An 18,420-nucleotide genomic window follows, 5' to 3' on the forward strand; every position below is an offset into this window, starting at 1 on the left:
TAGGTGGGGTGAGGGTGGGCGGCAAGGGGGAAGATCGAGACCTTATTCACCCCCGATTTTCGATCCGCGAACGCCACGCTTGTCAGAAGCGCCCGGGATAGACAAATTACGTGCATCCGAGAGGAGTTACCGTCTGTGGCCCATCACGATCCGATCCATCTGATCGCGCCGCGCGCGGGTCTCGCCCAGCTCAACGAGCGTTCCCGCGACATCTTTCGTCAAATTGTCGAAAGCTATCTCGCGACCGGGGAGCCGGTGGGCTCGCGCAATATTTCGCGCCTGATCGCCATGCCGCTGTCGCCGGCCTCGGTCCGCAACGTCATGGCCGATCTGGAACAGCTCGGCCTGATCTATGCCCCGCATACCTCCGCCGGCCGGCTGCCGACGGAACTCGGCCTGCGCTTCTTCGTCGATGCCCTGATGCAGGTCGGCGACCTCACCGAGGCCGAGCGGCAGGCGATCCAGAGCCAGCTCACCTCCGTCGGGCAGGCGCAATCAGTCGAGGCCGCGCTGGAGGAGGCGCTGACGCGGCTCTCCGGCCTCACGCGCGCCGCCGCGGTGGTGCTGACGCCAAAATCCAATGCGCGGCTCAAACACATCGAATTCGTCCGCCTGGAACCGGAGAAGGCGCTGGTGATCCTGGTCGGCGAGGATGGCCAGGTTGAAAACCGCGTGCTGGTGCTGCCGCTCGGGGTTCCCTCCTCGGCACTCACCGAGGCCGGCAATTTCCTCAACGCGCGGATCCGCGGCCGGACCCTGGCCGAGGCGCGGCTCGAGCTCGAGACCGCACTCGGAGAGGCCCGCGCCGAGCTCGATCAGCTCACGCAAAAGGTGATTTCCGCCGGTATCGCCAGCTGGTCCGGCGGCGAGAGCGAGGACCGCCAGCTCATCGTCCGCGGCCACGCCAATTTGCTCGAAGATTTGCATGCGCTGGAGGATCTGGAGCGCGTTCGCCTGCTGTTCGACGATCTCGAAACCAAGCGCGGCGTGATCGACCTGCTCGGCCGGGCCGAGACCGCGGAAGGCGTGCGGATCTTCATCGGGAGTGAGAACAAGCTGTTCTCGCTGTCGGGCTCTTCCACCATCATCTCGCCCTATCGGGATGCCGCCGGCCATATTGTCGGCGTTCTGGGCGTAATCGGGCCGACACGGCTGAATTATGCCCGTGTGATCCCGACCGTGGACTACGCCGCCCGCATCGTCAGCCGCCTCCTGGGGGGCTGACCGGCGCCTTGGGCCGATCACGGGCGCTTGATTTTCGCCGTCCGAAGCACGATATCCGGGCGAGAAAATCCCTGAGACGTTTGAGAAGAGAGCCGATGACCGATCGAGACCGGCAACCCGAAGACGCGGCCGCTGTGACGCCCGAGCCCGTGGTGTCAAAACCCTACATCATGCCGGACGATCCCGAGCCCGGCTCGGTCGAGCTTTTGCAGAAGGAAGCCGCCGAGGCGCGCGACCGCATGCTGCGGACGCTGGCCGAGATGGAAAATTTGCGCAAGCGCACCGCCAAGGAGGTCGCTGACTCCAAGCTCTACGGCGTCACCGGCTTTGCCCGTGACGTGCTCGATATCGCCGACAACCTCCAGCGCGCGCTCGATGCCGTTCCGGCCGATGCCCGTGCGGCGGCCGATCCCGGCCTGGCTTCGCTGATCGAGGGCGTCGAGCTGACCGAGCGCTCGCTGCTCAACGCGCTGGAAAAACACGGCGTGAAGAAGTTCGACCCCTCGGGGCAGAAGTTCGACCCGAACTTCCAGCAGGCGATGTTTGAGGTTCCCGACGCGTCGGTGCCCGCGGGCACCGTCGTGCAGGTGATGCAGGCCGGCTATACCATCGGCGAGCGCGTGCTGCGCCCCGCTTTGGTCGGTGTCGCCAAGGGCGGCGCGAAGGCCGTGCCCGCCGCCAACAGCAACGAGCCGGTTTAGCTCTCAATCCCCGCGGTTGAGGAGACGCGCGCGGAGAAGCGCGCCTCGGGATGAGGGGCTTGCAGCTCTTGGCGTCGCCTAAGCGCTCGCCGTGATATCCGCAGACTGAATCCGCTTCACACCGGCCTTGGTCATGTCGGCCCAGGCTTTTGCGAGCGAACCCTGATTGTCGATGCCGCGGCAGGCGTCTTCCACCACATAGACCTCGAAGCCCGCCTTGCGGGCGTCGAGCGCGGTCCAGGCGACGCAGAAATCCGTCGCCAGCCCCGCGACGAAGACGCGTTTGATCTTGCGCGCCTTCAGATAGCCGGCAAGGCCGGTCGAGGTCTTGCCGTCGGCTTCGAGGAAGGCCGAATAGCTGTCGACGTCCTTGTGAAAACCCTTGCGGATGATGAGTTCGGCGTGCGGGATCGCAAGGTCCTTCGACAGCGCGGCGCCGTCGGTGCCCTGCACGCAATGGTCCGGCCACAGCACCTGCTTGCCGTAGGGAAGATCGACAGTCTCGAACGGCTTCTTGCCGGAGTGTGCCGACGCAAACGAAACATGGCCTTGCGTGTGCCAGTCCTGTGTCATCACCACGTTCGAAAACGCTTTGGCCATCTTGTTGATGACCGGCACCACCTGCTCGCCTTCCTTTACGGCGAGGCTGCCGCCGGGCAGGAAGCAGTTCTGCACGTCGATCACGAGCAGCGCGGATGCATCGTCCGGCTTGATCGATGCCGCTGCTAAGAGCGCGCTTGGCACGAGGGTCGCGAGCGCCGTCGTTGCAAGCGCCGTCAAGATGTGTCGCCGATCCAGCATGGTCCGCCTCCCTCCAGATTGAACGGGGGAGAGCCTAGTTCCGCTCGTGTACGAACAGAAGCCCGAAAATGCAGCCGGATGTGGTCAGCGCATGGGCCTTTCAGCCTTTCGGCTGGATGCCGTCGCGTACCGCGCGGAAGCGGGTGAAGGCGGCCGGCCACTGGTCGCGCGGGGCGCTGGCGATGATGCGCAGCGAAGCGCCACCGCTGCTGAAGCGGATCCACTGCACCACGGTCACCGCCGTCTTGTCCTTGCCGCTGATACCGTCGATCCGGGTCTCGAAACCCTGCTGGCCGTTGATGCGAAGCGGCTCGGACATGGTGACGCGCGACTCGCGCACGCCAGGAATCTGCAGCGCCGCCTCCTGGGCGAAGCGGGCGCGGTCGTCGGCCTGCTGCGGGGTGGCGCCGATCACGCCGAGGATCATGAACGGCTTCGATTCATAGCCTGTGCCCTCGTCGCCGTCGGCCAGGATGATGCTCGAGCCCGGCGCCAGCGTGCGGACGTCCTTGAATTCGGCGAGATCGGTGATCTTGAACGGCATCAGCGCGAGCTGCTCGTCGGCCGAGACCTGCTTGCGGGTGGCGACGCTCGCAAACATCTGCCGCACCGCCTCGTCGGTGTAGATCTTGATCGCATTCTCCGGAATCTGCACCGCGACATAGCCGGAGAAGCCGGCGCCCGGCACGATCATCGAATAGCGCCTCACGGGGGTTTCGCCGGCCTTGCCGCTCTCGGTGGTGAAATAGGCCAGGCCCGCAGGCGTCTCGATCTTGTCCTGCTTGACGCCGTTGGTTCCGGCCGGATTGGAATTGAAGGCGCTCACGACCTCGCCATAAGCCGCCGGCGGCAGCTCGGTGATCAGCACCTTGACGTTGCCGTCCTCGCTCTGGAAGCCCGGAAACGTCTTGGCCGTGCTGAGGCCGACCAACGGCACCATGCCGAGGCGCAAGCCAGGCGGGAAAACGGCGTCGGCAGCCAGAGCCGGAAGTGCGGAGGCGACGAGGAGGGCGAGCGCAGCGAGGGGGCGGGTCAGCTTCATGGGCACTCTGATTGGTTCACATTGAGGCCGTTCGATGGTCGGCCACCGAGCCGCTTTGTCGCGCGGCGCAGCCTCGATGGCGGCTCTCCGGCGCCCGCCTTTTAGCGGGTTTGCCTCGCCGGTAACAGGGCGCGCGGATCATGGTGGCGGGGGCTGGCTGATATCTGAACCTGTTAATAATTCCTCACCCGCAAGGGCGGTTCAGCCCGGATATGATGCTTCAAAACGCGATGTTTTCACGGTCGAAACTTGCGTTCTCTCCTTGCGGGCCCCTCCCCCCCTCCTATATGAGCGTCAACCATCGCAATATCGCGAATGTTTGATCTTAGGGGGTTTCGGTTCGGGTGCCTTCTGGGCCCAGCCAGCCTGCCGCAAAAACAAGGATATCAGGACCATGGGAAAGGTCATCGGGATCGACCTCGGTACCACGAATTCGTGCGTCGCCGTAATGGATGGCAAGAACGCCAAAGTCATCGAGAATTCCGAAGGCATGCGCACGACGCCTTCGATCGTCGCCGTGACCGACGACGGTGAGCGCCTCGTCGGCCAGCCTGCCAAGCGCCAGGCCGTCACCAATCCCGAGCGCACCTTCTTCGCAGTGAAGCGCCTGATCGGCCGCCGCTACGACGACCCGATGGTCGAGAAGGACAAGAAGCTCGTTCCGTACAAGATCGTGAAGGCTTCCAACGGCGACGCCTGGGTCGAGGCCGACGGCCAGACCTACTCGCCCTCGCAGGTCTCTGCCTTCATCTTGCAGAAGATGAAGGAGACCGCGGAAGCTCATCTCGGCCAGAAGGTCGACCAGGCCGTCATCACCGTCCCCGCCTACTTCAACGACGCCCAGCGCCAGGCGACCAAGGACGCCGGCAAGATCGCGGGCCTTGAAGTGCTGCGCATCATCAACGAGCCGACCGCGGCTGCGCTCGCTTATGGTCTGGACAAGACCAAGGCCGGTACGATCGCCGTGTACGACCTCGGCGGCGGCACGTTCGACGTCTCGATTCTCGAAATCGGCGACGGCGTGTTCGAGGTGAAGTCGACCAACGGCGACACCTTCCTCGGCGGCGAAGACTTCGACATGCGCCTGGTCGGCTATCTCGCTGACGAGTTCCAGAAGGAGCAGGGCATCAACCTGCGCAACGACAAGCTCGCGTTGCAGCGCCTGAAGGAAGCCGCTGAAAAGGCCAAGATCGAGCTGTCGTCGACGACGCAGACCGAGATCAACCTGCCCTTCATCACCGCGGACCAGACCGGCCCGAAGCATCTGACGATGAGGCTCACCCGCGCCAAGTTCGAAGCGCTGGTTGACGACCTCGTCCAGAAGACCGTCGAGCCCTGCCGCAAGGCGCTGAAGGATGCCGGCCTCACCGCCGCCGAGATCGGCGAAGTGGTGCTGGTCGGTGGCATGTCGCGCATGCCGAAGGTCCAGGAAGTCGTGAAGCAGCTGTTCGGCAAGGAGCCGCACAAGGGCGTCAACCCGGACGAAGTCGTGGCGATCGGCGCCGCGATCCAGGCCGGCGTGCTTCAGGGCGACGTCAAGGACGTGCTGCTGCTCGACGTGACCCCGCTGTCGCTGGGCATCGAGACGCTGGGCGGCGTGTTCACCCGCATCATCGACCGCAACACCACGATCCCGACCAAGAAGAGCCAGGTGTTCTCGACCGCCGAGGACAGCCAGAACGCGGTTACGATCCGCGTCTTCCAGGGCGAGCGTGAAATGGCGGCCGACAACAAGATGCTCGGCCAGTTCGACCTGATGGGCATTCCGCCGGCCCCGCGCGGCATGCCGCAGATCGAAGTGACCTTCGACATCGACGCCAACGGCATCGTCAACGTGTCGGCCAAGGACAAGGCGACTTCCAAGGAGCAGCAGATTCGCATCCAGGCTTCCGGCGGTCTGTCGGAAGCCGACATCGAGAAGATGGTCAAGGACGCCGAGGCCAATGCCGAGGCCGACAAGAAGCGCCGCGAGGCGGTCATGGCCAAGAACGATGCGGACGGACTGGTGCATTCGACCGAGAAGGCGCTGGCCGAGCACGGTTCGAAGATCGCAGAGACCGAGCGCCGTTCCATCGAGGATGCCGTCAGCGACCTCAAGGAAGCGCTGAAGGGCGACGATGCCGAAGCGATCAAGGCCAAGACCCAAACGCTGGCCCAGGCTTCGATGAAGCTCGGCGAGGCCATTTACACGCAGCAGGCCGAGGCCGACGCCAAGAAGGATGCGGCCAAGGACGACGTCGTCGACGCGGAATTCACCGAAGTCGACGACGACAAGAACAACAAGAAGTCCGCCTGAACCCCGCGAGGGTGATGATGCGGACGACTTGGACCCCACACGCGCCAACGGCCTCCTCCCTCGCGGGGAGGCCATCGTGCCGGGCCGGGCGGGCCAAGACTCTGTTAAAATCGGCCCCGTCACGATCGATCAATTCCCAGCCGCTATGCTGAATGCCGCCATGCTGGCCTCTGCCATAAGGCGGAGGAGCGCTTATATCGTCGCGTGGCGACGTCGTTTCGCTCCGATTTGAATCGCGATTGGATAGACCGAGCTCATCATGTCCACGTCCACCAAGCGCTGCTACTACGAAACCCTCGAAGTCGAACGCGGTGCCGACGATTCCGTCCTGAAATCGTCGTTCCGCAAGCTGGCGATGAAGTTTCACCCCGACCGCAATCCCGGGGACAACACCAGCGAAGTCAAGTTCAAGGAAATCAACGAGGCCTACGAGGTCCTGAAAGATAAGGACAAGCGCGCAGCCTATGACCGTTACGGTCATGCCGCCTTCGAGCAGGGCGGCGGCGGCGGCGCCGGTTTCGGCGCGGGCTTCGCCTCCTCCTTCTCCGACATTTTCGAAGATTTGTTCGGCATGGCCGGACAGCGCGGCGGTGGCCGCGGCGGCCGCGAGCGCGGCGCCGACCTGCGCTACAACATGGAAATCACGCTCGAGGAAGCTTTTGGTGGCAAGACCGCGCAGATCGAGATCCCGGTCTCGGTCACCTGCGAGGCCTGTTCGGGCATCGGCGCCAAGGCCGGCACCAAGCCGAAGACCTGCTCGACCTGCGGCGGCGCCGGACGCGTACGACAGTCGCAGGGCTTCTTCACGCTGGAGCGGACCTGTCCGGGCTGCCAGGGCCGCGGCCAGATGATCGAGGACGCCTGCCCGTCCTGCTCGGGTCAGGGGCGCGTCACCCGCGAGCGGAATCTGTCGGTCAACATTCCTCCGGGCGTCGAGGACGGCACCAGGATCAGGCTCGCCGGCGAGGGCGAGGCCGGGGTCCGCGGCGGCCCGCCCGGCGACCTCTACATCTTCCTGTCGCTGTCCCAGCACCAGTTCTTCCAGCGCGACGGCGCCGATCTGCATTGTCGTGTGCCGATCTCGATGGTGACGGCCGCGCTTGGCGGCGAATTCGAGGTGCCGACCATCGAGAAAGGCAAGACCAAGGTGAAGGTCCCCGCCGGCACCCAGTCCAGCCGCCGATTCCGCATTGCATCAAAAGGCATGCCGGTGCTGCGCTCGCGCCAGATGGGCGACATGTATGTTCAGGTCGTGGTCGAGACTCCGCAAAATCTCACCAAGAAGCAGCAGGAATTGCTGGCCGAATTCGAAAAGCTTTCCTCCGGCAACACCCAACCGGAATCCGAGGGCTTCTTCACCAAGGTCAAGGACTTCTTCGGTAATCGGGCGAATTGACCCGGCTTGACCGTACCGCCTTCGGCCTATACCTCTTTGTGACCATTTTCTGACACGCCGCGGTCACGCGGTCCCGTCCGGTCCCGACATGCCATTGCCATCGTCCGCGCGTGCGTTGAAGAAGCCCCGTCTCGATGACGAGGTGCGTTTTCTCCGGTCATGGATTGAAAAGCCCCTCCACATGGGCGCGGTGATGCCGTCGGGCAAGCTGCTGGCCCGGACCATGGCCCATTACGTCGACGTCAATTCGGACGCGCCGGTGGTCGAGCTCGGACCCGGCACGGGTGCCATCACCTCGGCCTTGGTCGAGCGCGGCGTCGATCAAAAGCGTCTCGTTCTGGTCGAATACAATCCCGGCTTCTGCGCCCTGCTGCGCGACCGCTATCCGCAGGCCAAGGTGGTGCAGGGCGATGCCTATCGCCTCCGTGACACGCTCTGGAACGTCTTGAGTGCGCCGGCCTCCGCGGTGGTGTCGGGCCTGCCGCTGGTCACAAAACCGATGCTGACGCGGCTGCGGCTTATCCGCGATGCCTTCACGGCGCTGGCGCCCGGTGCGCCCTTCGTGCAGTTCACCTATGCGGTGGTGCCGCCGATTCCGAAATCGCTGCCCGGCGTGTCCACAGAGGCCTCGGAGCGGATCTGGATGAACCTTCCGCCGGCCCGCGTCTGGGTGTATCGCAAGGACTAATTCCGCCGGCATTCCTCTTTGCGTGGCGGGCTCGTTTCGCCGAACGCATGGAAGCGGATGTCCGCACCCAAAATCCTGATCATTCCCGGCTCGCTGCGCACCGGCTCGCACAATGCGAAGCTGGCGGCGGTCGCCGCCTATGAATTCGTCCAGGCCGGTGTCGAGATCACGCGCATCTCGCTCGCCGATTTTCCGTTGCCGATCTATGACGGCGATCTTCAGGCCAAGTCCGGTTTGCCCAGGCACGCGATCAATCTCAAGCGCATGATCGGCGCGCATCATGGCGTGCTGATCGTCTCGCCCGAATACAATGCCTCGGTGCCGCCGCTGCTGAAGAACGCGATCGACTGGGTCAGCCGCGTGCATGAATTGCATGAGGCGCGCGGCGACGTGTTCCGCAATCGCGCCTTCGCGCTCGCCGGTGCCTCGCAGAGCCGGCTCGGTGCCGCGCGCGCGCTGCAGGCGCTGCGGCTGATCTTGACCTCCTGCCACGCCAATGTGATTGCCAACCAGCTCACGCTCGCCTTTGCCGATCAGGCCTATGACGATATGGACAGGCTGAAGCACGAGGGCGATATCGCCGCGTTGAAGGAGCTGGTGCGGCAGTTGATCGATTTTTCCCAACGCATGATGTGAGGTGACATGACGCCAGCCGAGATCGCCCCGAAAGACCGCCTGATCGTCGCGCTTGATCTGCCCAGCGTTGATGCCGCGGAAGCGATGATCAACCGGCTCGGCGACAGCGTCACCTTCTACAAGATCGGTTATCGGCTCGCTTATGCCGGCGGCTTGCCGCTGGTCGGCAAGCTCGCCGACAAGGGCAAGAAGGTCTTTCTCGATCTCAAGCTGCACGACATCGGCAACACCGTGACGCAGGGCGTCGAAAGCATCACCAGGCTGGGGGCGACCTTCCTCACCGTGCACGCCTATCCGCAGACGATGAAGGGCGCCGTCGAAGGCCGCGGCAGTTCCAACCTGAAGATCCTCGCCGTCACGGTGCTGACCTCCTACAACGAGGACGATCTGCATGCGGCAGGCTTCCGGCTCGGCGTCTCCGAGTTGGTCGAAGCGCGCGCGCATCAGGCGCAGGTGCTCGGCGTCGACGGGCTGGTGTCGTCGCCCGAGGAAGTTGGTAGCCTGCGCAAGATCGTCGGCCACCAGATGAGGCTCGTCACCCCCGGCATCCGTCCGGCGGGCGCGGCGACCGGCGACCAGAAGCGCATCATGACGCCGGGACGCGCGATTGCGGCCGGTGCGGACTATCTCGTCGTCGGACGGCCGGTGCTGGAAGCCACCGATCCCAAGGCGGTCGCAGAAACCATCCAGGCCGAGATCGCGCAGGCGCTCGGAGCATGATCCGGAAAAGTGTGCAGCGGTTTTCCGATCAGATCATGCTCAAACAGAGACTATCAACAGAGGGAGAAGAACAATGGCAAAGGGTTACTGGATCGGACGCGTCGATGTGAGCAATGACGAGGGCTACAAGCCCTACGCCGTCGCCAACGGTCCGATCTTCAAGAAATGGGGTGGCCGCTTCGCCGTTCGCGGCGGCAAGTTCACCACCGTCGAAGGCGCCAGCCGCACCCGCAACGTCGTGATTGAATTCCCGGACTACGAGACCGCGATCGCCTGTTACAACTCGCCGGAATACCAGGCCAACATCAAGGTGCGCCAGCCGCACTCCATAGCCGATCTCATCATCATCGAGGGCCATGACGGCCCGCAGCCGTCAGACGGTTGAGCGCGATCCCGTCTCGCCCTCCCTTCCGGGAAGGGCTATCGCATATGGCGTCCTGGCGCGGTCTGCGTGCGCGCCTCGTCCTTCGAGACGACCGCTTTGCGGTCTCCTCAGGATGAGGCTAAGCAGCACCGGCCCCCGTGGAATTTGTTGCCACGTATTCCGACCTCATCCTGAGGGGCCGCCGTAGGCGGGCGTCTCGAAGGATGGCCGCAAGCAAATTGCCCTCCAGGGGAAGGTAGGGGCGCGCCTGCGCCCGTGATCTCCCCTCGGTTGCCGGAACTGCATCCCGCCGCTACAACGGCCGTGAGAGGATCACACCATGTCCGACATGCGCTTGATTGTTGCTGGAGCCGGCGGCCGGATGGGCCGGGCGCTGACGCGGGCGATTGCAGAAAGCAAAGGCGCGGTGCTGGCCGGAGCGCTGGAGGCGCCGGGCTCGGAGCTGCTCGGCAAGGATGCCGGCGTGCTCGCAGGCCTGCCCGCCAACGGCATCAAACTCTCCGGCGACCTCTGGGCGTTGTCGAAGGACGCCGACGGCATTCTGGATTTCACCGTGCCCGCGGCGACCCTCGCCAATGTCGCAATCGCCGCCGAGCGCGGCCTCGTCCACGTCGTCGGCACGACGGGTCTTTCCGGCTCCGACAATGCCGTGATCAAGAGCGTCACCAACCGCGCCGTCGTGGTGCAGTCCGGCAATATGAGCCTGGGCGTCAATCTGCTCGCCGCCGTGGTCAAGCGCGTCGCCAAGGCGCTCGACGAGAACTTCGATATCGAGATCGTCGAAACCCACCACCGCATGAAGATCGATGCGCCCTCGGGCACGGCGCTGATGCTGGGCCAGGCCGCTGCAGCCGGCCGCGGCGTCGCGCTCGACGAGCATGCAGACCGGGGCCGCGACGGCATCACCGGTGCACGCCGGCCCGGCGACATCGGTTTTGCGTCGTTGCGCGGCGGCACCGCGGCCGGCGATCACAGCGTGAGCTTCCTCGGCCCGTTCGAACGTCTGACGCTGTCGCATCACGCCGAGGATCGCATGCTGTTTGCCCACGGCGCGCTGAAGGCGGCGCTCTGGGCGCACGGCAAGAAGCCGGGGCACTACTCCATGGCCGACGTGCTCGGCCTGTCTGACATCTGAACGAACGAGTGCATGATCCGGAAAAGTGCGGAGCGGTTTTTCCGATAAGATCATGCTCAAAACAATAACCGGAACGGAAAGCAGTCAATGAGCGAACGTCTTCTCGTGCTGGTGCGGCACGGCCAGAGCGAATGGAATCTGAAGAACCTGTTCACGGGCTGGAAGGATCCCGACCTCAGCGAACTCGGCGTGAAGGAGGCAACCGAAGCCGGCCGCAAGCTGAAGGCGCAGGGCCTCGTGTTCGATGTCGCCTACACCTCGGTGTTGACGCGCGCACAGCACACGCTCGATCTCATTCTCGGCGAGCTCGACCAGAAGGGCCTGCCGACGGCGAAGGACCTCGCGCTGAACGAGCGCGACTATGGCGATCTCTCCGGCCTCAACAAGGACGACGCGCGCAAGAAGTGGGGCGAGGACCAGGTGCTGATCTGGCGCCGCTCCTACGACGTGCCGCCGCCCGGTGGCGAAAGCCTGAAGGACACCCTCGCGCGTGCGCTGCCCTACTATGTGCAGGAGATTCTGCCCGGTGTGCTCAACGGCAAGCGCACTTTGGTTGCCGCTCACGGCAATTCGCTGCGCGCGCTCATCATGGTGTTGGAAAAGCTTTCGCCCGAAGGCATTTTGAAGCGGGAGCTCGCGACGGGTGTGCCGATTATCTATCGGCTCAATGCAGATTCGACCGTGGCGTCCAAGCTGGATCTGGCGGGGTAGCATCGGCACCGTAGGGTGAGCAAAGCGTAGCGTGCCCACCGTGCATCAGCGATTGCGGAACGAGGATGGGCATAGCGCGCGAAGAGCGCGCCTTTGCCCATCCTACGAAATCTACTGCATCCCCAACTGCCCGGCTTCCCAGCCCAGCATCGCCTGCTTGCGGGTGATGCCCCAGTGGTAGCCGGTGAGCGTGCCGCTCTTGCCGAGTGCGCGGTGGCAGGGCACGACGAAGGAAACGGGGTTCTTGCCGACCGCAGCACCAACGGCGCGTGAGGCCTTCGGGCTGTTGATGTTGCAGGCGATGTCCGAATAAGACACCGCGCGGCCCATCGGGATTTTCAGCAGCGTCTCCCACACCCGTACCTCGAAATCGGTGCCGATCATCACCACGCGCAGCGGTTGATCCGGCCGCCACAGCTTTGTGTCGAAGATGCGCTGCGCCAGCGGCGCGGTGCCTTCGTGATCCTCGACATAGGTCGCGTTCCGCCAGCGCCGGGTCATATCGGCGAGCGCGACCTTCTCTTCGCCGTGATCGGCGAAGGCGAGGCCGGAGAGGCCGCGGTCGGTCGCGATCACGATCGCGGTGCCGAACGGCGAGTGATGGAAACCGTAGCGCAAGATGAGCCCCGCGCCGCCGTTCTTCCATTCGCCCGGCGACATCGCCTCATGGGTGACGAAGAGATCGTGCAGCCGGCCCGGACCCGACAGGCCCGAATCGAGCGCCGCGTCGAGGATGCTCGCGGAATCGCGCAGCAGGCCCTTGGCATGATCGAGGGTGAGCGCCTGCATAAAAGCCTTCGGCGTGATCGAGGCCCAGCGGCGGAACAAATGGTGCAGCTCGTCCGGCGTGACGCCGGCCGCATCCGCCATCGCCTCGATGGTCGGCTGTGCGCGCCAATTTTCGGAGATGAAGGCGATCGCCCGGCGCACGGAATCATAGTCGCGCATCGCGGCGTTCTGGGAGCCCGGCCCGGCCAGGCGTTGGTCATGTATCGCGAGTGTCATCATGACCACAAATGTAGGAGCGCGCGGGGTGCGAAACCACCCGATTTCCGATCCGCAAATCAGGTGACCGGATTGTAGGTCGGGCCGCGTTTGGCGGCATTTAATGCTTCAACCAAGCCTTTGTAAAAACTTGCCTTTTCGTCCGGTCCCAGAAAGCCGGCGATCTGGATCTGGTGGCCTCGCGAGATCAGATAGAGATGCTCGATGCCAAAATCCTCGTCGATTTCCATGTCGAGCCGGACCCAGAGCGGATTGAACGTCCACTCGAGGACCTGGCCGCGTTGGCTGACGCGCCGCACGCGCAATTCAGATGGCGTGACCACGATCTCCTCGCTGGCCCGCGCCGCGCGGAAATTGGCCTTGAAGGCCCACCAGATCACCAGCACGTCCAGGCCGAAGAAGCCAAACACCGGCCACGCGCCCATCATCAGGAAGACGAGGCCGGTGACGAAGCTGACAGCGCTCAGAAACAGCATCACGGCAAGGAAGCCGGTGCGGTTCAGCGAGCGGTGCGGCGTCAGCCGCGCGGAAAAGATCTGAGGCTCGGCCTCGCTTTCAGATCGTTCGCGCTCAATTTCGTTGCCTGTGCTCATCGTCCCTCAGTATATCCCGATCATGGCGAAAATCACCCGCAAGCCGGCCCCGCGCAAAGCGGCCGTGCCGAAGAAAAAGGCGAAAGCGGTCGTCGCGAAGCCAAAGGCCCCCGCAAAAAAGTCGCTCAAGGCGACAAAACCCTGGACGCCGGCTGAGGTCCACGAGGTTTTCAGCCGTTTCCGCAAAGCCAACCCGGAGCCGAAAGGCGAGCTCGAGCACGTCAATCCGTTCACGCTGCTGGTCGCAGTGGTGCTGTCGGCGCAGGCAACCGATGCCGGCGTCAACAAGGCAACGCGTGCATTGTTCGAGATCGCCGACACGCCGCAGAAGATGCTCGATCTCGGCGAAGAACGCCTGCGCGAGTACATCAAGACCATCGGTCTCTACCGCACCAAGGCCAGGAACGTCATCGCGCTGTCGGCAAAGGTGCTCAGCGAGTTCGGCGGCGAGGTGCCGTGCACGCGGGCCGAGATCGAGTCGCTGCCGGGAGCCGGGCGGAAAACTGCCAACGTCGTGCTCAACATGGCCTTCGGCGAGCACACCATGGCGGTCGATACGCATGTCTTCCGCGTCGGTAATCGGACGGAACTTGCGCCCGGCAAGACGCCGCTGGAGGTTGAGCTTGGTCTCGAAAAGCTGATCCCGGCCGAATTCATGCTCCACGCCCATCATTGGCTGATCCTGCACGGTCGCTATACTTGCCTCGCGCGCAAGCCGCGCTGCGAGGTGTGCCTGATCAACGATCTCTGCCGATGGCCGGAAAAGACGGTCTGAGCGAGAATTACGCGGTCATAAGGCTGTTGGGGTGAAGTCGTGAGTCAGCAAGGCCAGATCGCACCGTCATCGCCTGCCGCCGCGGCACCGACCCCACCACCCAAGCCCACGCAACCACCGGCGAGCTCGCTGTGGAGCCGGCTCGCGATCCCGCTGTTCGCGGTGATCGTCGCACTCGGCTTCGTCGCGCTGGCAACGCAGCGCTTCGACGAATGGGTCGGCAACGCAGTGGTCCAGACCACCAACGACGCCTATGTGCGCGCCGAGCTGACGCGGCTTGCGAGCCGCGTCTCCGGCGAAGTGCTGACGGTCGGGGTCACCGACTTCCAGCGCGTCAAGGCCGGCGATCTCCTGATCCAGATCGATCCTGCCGACTATGAACTTTGGTGGAATTACCGGTTGCGTTGTCCGGCGGCAGCAGCGCGACCTGCGCGCCGGTCGCCGGCGCAATGCGCTCGAAGGTGGCGCGGCTCGGATCGGAATTGGACAGCAGCGTGATGATCAGCGGCAGCGTTTGCCGCCTATACCCAGCTCATGCGGCTTGGCGGTGCCGAGATCGGCGTGGCGCTGATGGGGACGTGGCTGCGCGTCCGCGAGCAAATCCATTCCTTCTCTCCTCTGGGGGATTGTCCCATTGCGGAGACACCCTCTCCCCGACCCTCTCCCGCAAGCGGGAGAGGGAGCGTCCCGTCACCGCATCTGCCGCGCCGGCTCGATCAGCTCGGGCCGCGGGCCTGATAGCCGCTTGTGCATGTGGACCATGAAGGCCATGCCGAAGATCGGCGTCGCCAGATTGACGATCGGGATCGAGACGAAGGCCGCGATGAACAGGCCTGCGGTGAAGATGGTGGCGGCGTTGTCGCGCCGCATCGCCTTGGCTTCCTCCGGCGAGCGGAAGCGCATCGCGGCGAGCTCGAAATATTCGCGGCCGAGCAGCCAGGCGGCGGCGAGGAAGAAGACCAGGAAACCGGCGCCGGCGAAAAGCACCAGCGGCAACGCGATCAGATAGACAAGGATCGTCAGCAGTGCGGTCTTGACGCCCTCGTAGATCGCCTGGCTGAACGGCAGCGCCGAACCCGGCCGCTCGGCCGGATAGTGCTCGCGCTCGACGATGTCGGCGACGTCGTCGACGAACAGGCTCGCCACCAGCGAGGTGATCGCGGGCATCAGGAATAGGCCGCCGAACACAACGCCGAGGCCGGCAGCGATCGAGACGATCCAGGACAGTACCTCGAGCGATGAGTGCCAGCCCGGACCGAGCAGGCCTTCCAGCCAGACCTCGCCATAGGTCGCAAACCAGCTCAGCAGCCGCTGCAAGCCGATCGCGAGTACGATGATCAGCACCAGCGCGACGCCGATCGACCGCCACAGGATCGAGCGCATCGCCGGCGACATCATTTGCGACAGCGCCTTTACGGCGGCATCTAGCATGGGAGTACCTCTCGCGAAACCACCCGCGAGAGGTAGACACAGGAGGCTCGTTCGGCAAGGGAGGCCGACTGACTCTGACCGCGTCATAGGAACCCTCGCCCTCATCCTGAGGAGCTTGCGTAGCAAGCGTCTCGAAGGATAGAGGCCCGAAGCTAGCGGCGGGGCCTTCATGGTTCGAGACGCGCTTCGCGCTCCTCACCATGAGGGGCTTCTACGACGTAATCCGACTGCAGCGGCTCAAGGCTGCGCCGCGATACTGGCCCAGCAGGTGATCCCGCTACAGACCGTGCTCCATCGACCAAAACCCTTGTAGATCTGGGCGGCGACCTGCTCCTGCTGCTTCAAGGTGCCTCGGCCTTGATCTGCGGGTCGGAGACGTCGCCGATCCCCTGGAGATGGAAGTGGTCGTCCGAGGTGTCGAAGCCGAAGAAGTCGTCACGGCGGACCTGCTGGAAAAGTGCTCCTGCGCGAAGGGCTGCTTCTTGAACTTCGACAGGCAGTCGAAACGCACGATCGGTGAGACGACGACGTCGCCGACCTCGAATTCCTTGCCGATGCCGCCGGCCGCGCTTGTCGTGATGACGAGCGTCGGCTGCACTTCGGTGATGATCTGGCGCCAGACGTCGATGTTCGTTCGCTGTCTTCTTCACCGCGGCATCCGCCACGCGTTTGATCGTGAAGGTCTCGCGCGGCGGCGGCGTCGTGATCGGATCGAAACCAAGATTTCGCTCAACCCATTTACGGTCAGCCAGCGTCGCATTGTCTCCGCCAATTGATTTTTGACAAACGTCTTCTGTCGCGAGCCCGGTGACCCGGTGCCTGCAATCTTAAATCGTACTCCTTGGCGCCAAAGGGTCGTGACCGCTGACCGATTCAGCGCCGATGTGAGGCTGTCGAGGTTCTGCCCTGACAAACAAGAGGTCTTTTGAAAAAAATATTGCTCGATACCTGAACCAATCCGACCTTGAGATTACACCTATAGTTGAGGTGCGACAATCCGCCTTCCAATCACAAACGGAGGAAGTCATGGCAAGCCTGACCAAGCGTGTCGCGTTGGAGAACAGCGCACGGAAGTTGCCGAAGGGCGCCAAGCACGTCGGTGCGGCCGATCCCAAGCAGGAAATCGAGGTCAGCGTCCGCCTGCGTGCCAAGCGCTCGGACGACGAGCAGGTGATGGCGTTGGGTGCGCAACCGCCGCGCGAGCGAAAATATCTCTCGCGTGCCGAGTTCGGTGCAGAGATGGGAGCCGACCCCACCGATGTCGCCAAGATCGACGATTTCGCGCACCATCACGATCTCAACGTCAAGAGCGTGCATCTGGCGTCTCGTACGGTAAAGCTGACCGGCACGGTGAAGGCGATGAGCGCGGCCTTCGGCGTCAAGCTCAACAAAGTGAAGCACGACGGCGCGACCTATCGCATGCGCAAGGGCAACGTGCAGATCCCGGCCGAGCTTGAGGGGATCGTGGTCGGCGTGCACGGGCTCGACAACCGGCCGGTGGCGCAGCCGCATTTCCGGCGCAAGTTGCCGAACAAGGGCGCGAGCGCGAGGGCGGCACAGGGAGGCAGTTTCTCGGTCGAGCAGATCGCCCGGCTCTACAATTTCCCCGGCGGCGAGACCGGCGCCGACCAGTGCATCGCCATCATCGAGCTCAACGACATCGATCAGAAGGGTCATCCCACGGGGGCCGGCTACAAGACCTCCGACCTGCGCGCCTTCTTCAAGAAGGCGGGCATCCCGATGCCGAAGATCGCGCCCGTGAGCGTCGACGGCGGCGCCAACAAGCCCGGCCATTCCGAGGCCGACGGCGAGGTCGTGCTCGACATCGAGGTCGCCGGTGCGATCGCGCCGGGCGCCAAGATCGTGGTCTATTTCGCCCCCAACACCACCAACGGCTTCATCGACGCGGTGAAAGCCGCTGTTCATGACACCGCGCGAAAGCCCTCGGTGATCTCGATCAGCTGGGGCGGACCGGAAGACCAGGAGGGCTCGCAGCAATTCGTCGACGGCCTCAACGAGGCGATCCGCGATGCCGCGGCGATGGGCGTCACCGTCTGCGTCGCCTCCGGCGACAACGGCTCGGCCGACATGGGCCAGGATTGGGACGGCAAGCCGCACGCAGACTTCCCCGCCTCGAGTCCCTTCGCGCTCGCCTGCGGCGGCACCAATCTCAAGGCGCCGAACGGCCACATCAACGAGGTGGTCTGGAATGGCGGGCCGCAGGGCGGCGCGGGCGGTGGCGGCGTCAGCGTCATGTTCGCGCAGCCGAAATACCAAGCCCACGCGCACGTGCCGAAATCGCCGGTGCATCGGAGCGGACGCGGCGTCCCTGACGTCGCCGGCGATGCCGATCCCGCGACCGGCTATCAGATCTTCCTCAACGGCGTCGGCACCACGATCGGCGGCACCAGCGCGGTGGCGCCGCTGATGGCCGGATTGATCGCTCGCATCAACGAGGCGACGATAAAGAAATTCGGCAAGACCGTCGGCTTTATCAACCCGCTGATTTACGCCTCGCACGCGCAAGGCGTGTTCCGCGACATCACGGCCGGCAACAACGATATCACCGGCGACCTGCACGGCATGTACAAGGCCGGCCCGGGCTGGGACCCCTGTTGCGGTCTCGGCGTCCCCGACGGTGCCGCGTTGCAGAATTTGCTGGCGGTGTGATGATTTTCTCCTTCTCCCCGTTGTTGCGGGGAGAGGGTCTCTCTTCCGTCATTGCGAGCGCAGCGAAGCAATCCAGAATCGCTCCGCAGAGGCAGCCTGGATTGCTTCGCTACGCGTAACTGCCCAGGTGGCCGTTTGTATTCTCTTGACTGACCACATGTGTTTGTGAGTCAAGGTATGGGTGACGCCGCCAAATTCCTCATTGTCTGTG

At 64.1% G+C, this 18,420-nt stretch carries 18 protein-coding genes and 1 pseudogene; 14 read left to right on the top strand and 5 right to left on the bottom strand.

Translation table 11 applies throughout. The annotated features are described in order from the left end of the window. The first annotated feature begins 135 nt into the window (after window positions 1-135). Both hrcA and grpE read left to right on the top strand, forming a co-directional pair. The gene (hrcA, locus tag IVB27_RS41355) at window positions 136-1,224 is read left to right on the top strand and encodes a heat-inducible transcriptional repressor HrcA (RefSeq protein WP_247352636.1); all 1,089 of its coding nucleotides are present in this window, start codon (window positions 136-138) and stop codon (window positions 1,222-1,224) included. A gap of 95 nt (window positions 1,225-1,319) precedes the next feature. Beyond that, window positions 1,320-1,925 carry a nucleotide exchange factor GrpE gene (grpE, locus tag IVB27_RS41360; RefSeq protein ID WP_247448264.1) on the top strand — a complete coding sequence of 202 codons (606 nt, stop codon included), beginning with the start codon at window positions 1,320-1,322 and terminating at the stop codon, window positions 1,923-1,925. A 78-nt stretch (window positions 1,926-2,003) separates the two neighbouring features. Here grpE and pncA read toward each other — a convergent pair whose 3' ends face one another. Further along, a complete protein-coding gene (gene pncA / locus IVB27_RS41365) occupies window positions 2,004-2,726 on the bottom strand; it encodes a bifunctional nicotinamidase/pyrazinamidase (protein WP_247448265.1) in 723 nt (240 codons plus the stop codon). Between the two features lie 100 nt (window positions 2,727-2,826). Then, window positions 2,827-3,768 carry a hypothetical protein gene (locus tag IVB27_RS41370; RefSeq protein ID WP_247448266.1) on the bottom strand — a complete coding sequence of 314 codons (942 nt, stop codon included), beginning with the start codon at window positions 3,766-3,768 and terminating at the stop codon, window positions 2,827-2,829. Between the two features lie 394 nt (window positions 3,769-4,162). Here IVB27_RS41370 and dnaK point away from each other — a divergent pair, with 394 nt between their 5' ends. The 8 genes from dnaK (at window position 4,163) to IVB27_RS41410 (ending at window position 11,735) form a co-directional block, all read left to right on the top strand. Further along, window positions 4,163-6,064, top strand: a complete 1,902-nt coding sequence (gene dnaK / locus IVB27_RS41375) for a molecular chaperone DnaK (protein WP_247352644.1) — start codon at window positions 4,163-4,165, stop codon at window positions 6,062-6,064. A gap of 259 nt (window positions 6,065-6,323) precedes the next feature. Beyond that, a complete protein-coding gene (gene dnaJ, locus IVB27_RS41380) occupies window positions 6,324-7,460 on the top strand; it encodes a molecular chaperone DnaJ (RefSeq protein WP_247448267.1) in 1,137 nt (378 codons plus the stop codon). Between the two features lie 88 nt (window positions 7,461-7,548). After that, a complete protein-coding gene (locus IVB27_RS41385) occupies window positions 7,549-8,148 on the top strand; it encodes a class I SAM-dependent methyltransferase (protein ID WP_007598495.1) in 600 nt (199 codons plus the stop codon). Between the two features lie 57 nt (window positions 8,149-8,205). Continuing rightward, window positions 8,206-8,784: an NADPH-dependent FMN reductase gene (locus IVB27_RS41390; protein WP_247352649.1), complete on the top strand. Its 579-nt coding sequence runs from the start codon at window positions 8,206-8,208 to the stop codon at window positions 8,782-8,784. 6 nt (window positions 8,785-8,790) lie between these two features. Continuing rightward, window positions 8,791-9,504, top strand: coding sequence for an orotidine-5'-phosphate decarboxylase (pyrF, locus tag IVB27_RS41395; protein ID WP_247448268.1), 714 nt, complete (start codon window positions 8,791-8,793; stop codon window positions 9,502-9,504). Window positions 9,505-9,577: 73 nt separating this feature from the next. Continuing rightward, on the top strand, window positions 9,578-9,889 hold the full coding sequence (locus tag IVB27_RS41400; protein ID WP_247352652.1) for a DUF1330 domain-containing protein: 312 nt from the start codon (window positions 9,578-9,580) through the stop codon (window positions 9,887-9,889). Window positions 9,890-10,208: 319 nt separating this feature from the next. Then, window positions 10,209-11,024 carry a 4-hydroxy-tetrahydrodipicolinate reductase gene (gene dapB, locus IVB27_RS41405; protein ID WP_247448269.1) on the top strand — a complete coding sequence of 272 codons (816 nt, stop codon included), beginning with the start codon at window positions 10,209-10,211 and terminating at the stop codon, window positions 11,022-11,024. A gap of 87 nt (window positions 11,025-11,111) precedes the next feature. After that, window positions 11,112-11,735: a 2,3-bisphosphoglycerate-dependent phosphoglycerate mutase gene (locus IVB27_RS41410; protein WP_247448270.1), complete on the top strand. Its 624-nt coding sequence runs from the start codon at window positions 11,112-11,114 to the stop codon at window positions 11,733-11,735. Between the two features lie 111 nt (window positions 11,736-11,846). On the opposite strand, the gene IVB27_RS41415 is transcribed toward IVB27_RS41410, so the two are convergent. Further along, complete coding sequence (locus IVB27_RS41415; protein ID WP_247352659.1) at window positions 11,847-12,743, bottom strand: methylated-DNA--[protein]-cysteine S-methyltransferase; 897 nt, start codon at window positions 12,741-12,743, stop codon at window positions 11,847-11,849. 56 nt (window positions 12,744-12,799) lie between these two features. After that, the gene (locus tag IVB27_RS41420; protein ID WP_247448271.1) at window positions 12,800-13,333 is read right to left on the bottom strand and encodes a DUF2244 domain-containing protein; all 534 of its coding nucleotides are present in this window, start codon (window positions 13,331-13,333) and stop codon (window positions 12,800-12,802) included. Between the two features lie 22 nt (window positions 13,334-13,355). On the opposite strand from IVB27_RS41420, the gene nth reads away from it, so the two are divergent. Continuing rightward, window positions 13,356-14,108 (top strand): endonuclease III, encoded by a 753-nt coding sequence (gene nth / locus IVB27_RS41425; protein ID WP_247448272.1) that lies wholly within the window; start codon window positions 13,356-13,358, stop codon window positions 14,106-14,108. A gap of 39 nt (window positions 14,109-14,147) precedes the next feature. Further along, window positions 14,148-14,489, top strand: a pseudogene (locus IVB27_RS41430) (HlyD family secretion protein); the annotation flags it as partial. A 309-nt stretch (window positions 14,490-14,798) separates the two neighbouring features. Here the strand turns inward: IVB27_RS41430 and IVB27_RS41435 are convergent. Then, on the bottom strand, window positions 14,799-15,539 hold the full coding sequence (locus IVB27_RS41435; RefSeq protein WP_247448273.1) for a sulfate transporter family protein: 741 nt from the start codon (window positions 15,537-15,539) through the stop codon (window positions 14,799-14,801). Window positions 15,540-15,940: 401 nt separating this feature from the next. Here IVB27_RS41435 and IVB27_RS41440 point away from each other — a divergent pair, with 401 nt between their 5' ends. Continuing rightward, window positions 15,941-16,315 (top strand): hypothetical protein, encoded by a 375-nt coding sequence (locus tag IVB27_RS41440; protein WP_247448274.1) that lies wholly within the window; start codon window positions 15,941-15,943, stop codon window positions 16,313-16,315. A gap of 250 nt (window positions 16,316-16,565) precedes the next feature. Continuing rightward, window positions 16,566-18,209, top strand: coding sequence for a S53 family peptidase (locus IVB27_RS41445; RefSeq protein WP_247448275.1), 1,644 nt, complete (start codon window positions 16,566-16,568; stop codon window positions 18,207-18,209). The last annotated feature ends 211 nt before the right edge of the window (window positions 18,210-18,420 follow it).

It is taken from the genome of Bradyrhizobium sp. 197 (genome assembly GCF_023073375.1).
Classification (GTDB): Bacteria; Pseudomonadota; Alphaproteobacteria; order Rhizobiales; family Xanthobacteraceae; genus Bradyrhizobium.